Genomic DNA, 1,808 nt, shown 5'->3' on the forward strand with positions numbered 1-1,808 from the left:
TGGGCTGCTCCACCGGATCGGGCTCAGTCGCGGGCGGCTCCTCGATGGGCTGCTGCGGCTGCTCGGGCGCGGGCTGGTCCGAGGCGCCGGGCATGACCAGGGCCTTGCCGGGCGGGAGCAGGCCGGCGAACTCGCGCGCGAAGGCGGCGCACTGCTCCCGCGTCCAGTTCGGCATGCGGTAGGGCGGGTAGTAGTCCGTCGTGGACTTGCCATCCTGCGCGTTGTCGCTGTCCTCGCCGTCCTCGTCCTTGCCCCAGGTGCAGTCCTGCATGAGGTTGTCGATCAGGTTCCATCGCCCGACCGACTTGCTCATGTCGCCCATGACGGGGTTCTTGCAGCGGATGAAGGTGTTCTTCTCCACGGCGGCCACCGCGCCCATGCGCAGGTTCACCACGCTGGTCTCGATATCCTCGAACAGGTTGCCCCAGATGTGGCCAAAGCCATAACGCTGCGAAGGAAGACGCGAGCCGCAGTTCCAGGCGTGGTTCAGTGCCATCGTGAAGAAGCGGTCGTTGTCGGGCTTGGTGTCCCCGTCGCTGTAGCCCTGCAGGAGGCACTTGTGATGGTCGTGGATGGCGCAGAGCACGATGGCGTAATTCTGGGTGCCGCGCTTGCCGTCAAAAAGTCCGTCGAATGTGTCCTTGCCGGCCTTCATGTCGCCATAGAGGTCGCACTGCAAAGCCACGATGCGCTCGCAGTCGGTCTCCATGCCGATGGCGTCCTTCGTGCCCTTGTTCACCTTCCCGATGGACAGGTTGAAGAGGATCACGTTGGACGCGCGCATCATCTTGACGCCGAAGCCCTCAAGCGTCTTGGACTTGCCATCACCCATCAGCGTGATGTTGCCGTCATCCTTGATCTCGATCTCGGTCAGCGGCCCCATGGCGATCTCGCCGTCGCAGTAGATATTGAGCGGATCAAACGCCTTCCGGCCCTTCATCGCGGTGACGATCTCGGGGCCGGTCTTGCAGGTCACGATCGGCCCACCCTCCCCGCCAGTCGTGCCGCGCGCGAAGCCGAAGAAGTGCTCGTAAATGTCGAGGTCGGGAAGCTGGGGAGTGGTCATGCTCAGGCTCCTTGTGAGCGGATGCGCGCCAGCTCGCCGCCGTTCAGGGCGTCGGCCGTCGTGCCGGGAGGGGATGGGGCGACCGACACATCGCCCGTCGTGGCGATCGCAGTCGGTTGCTGTGCTTGGCGTTGCGTCGCGATCTCGCGCACGGCATCGCCCTGCCGCTTGCTGCCCGCGCTGGAGCCCAGCCAATAGTTTGCGACCTGGGCGAAGCCGGGAATCAGCGCGCCGAACAGGACGTTCAGCAGATTGGCTGTCCGCTCGTCCCAGGTCCGCTGCACCATGAACAGCATGGCCACGCAGCCGAAGAACCCTGCCACGATGACGACAGAGATCACTGGCGCGGCCCAGGCAATGCCGCTGCCCGTCTGCGCCAGGCTGACTGTCTGCGCGCGCGCATTCGCAATGTCGGCCAGTTCGGCCTGCCTGGTCTGAAGCGCGATCTCGGCCAGCCGCACACGCAGTTCGGCTGCCTTCGCGGGATCGGCCAAGGCAGCAGCCGCGCCAACAGGATCATCCGTGCCGGCAACCTGCCGCACGGTATCGGCTACGGCGCCCGCGACCTTCCCGGCCTTATCGCCTGCGATCAGGTCGATGAGGCTGGGCAGCAGCGAGGCGCCGATGGCCACCAGGGGTGCCATCGTTGTTCTCCAGATTGTCGAGGTGCCGGGCCGCGCCCGGCGGGTGGTTCAGTCCGGCCGCTTCCCGGCGCGGCTGTTAAGCGGCGGGACCGGCGGGA

2 protein-coding genes are annotated in these 1,808 nt (G+C 66.1%); both read right to left on the reverse strand.

The window, feature by feature from the left end; translation table 11 throughout:
- Positions 1–1,066, reverse strand: a 1,066-nt coding sequence (locus ACO1BU_RS37110) for a pectate lyase family protein (protein WP_424140863.1), incomplete at its 3' end; no start/stop codon positions are given.
- Between the two features lie 2 nt (positions 1,067–1,068).
- Positions 1,069–1,710: a hypothetical protein gene (locus ACO1BU_RS37115; protein WP_424140864.1), complete on the reverse strand. Its 642-nt coding sequence runs from the start codon at positions 1,708–1,710 to the stop codon at positions 1,069–1,071.
- Positions 1,711–1,808: the final 98 nt, after the last annotated feature.

This window comes from Roseomonas chloroacetimidivorans (assembly GCF_049629625.1).
In the GTDB taxonomy this organism is placed as follows: Bacteria; Pseudomonadota; Alphaproteobacteria; order Acetobacterales; family Acetobacteraceae; genus Roseomonas; species Roseomonas chloroacetimidivorans.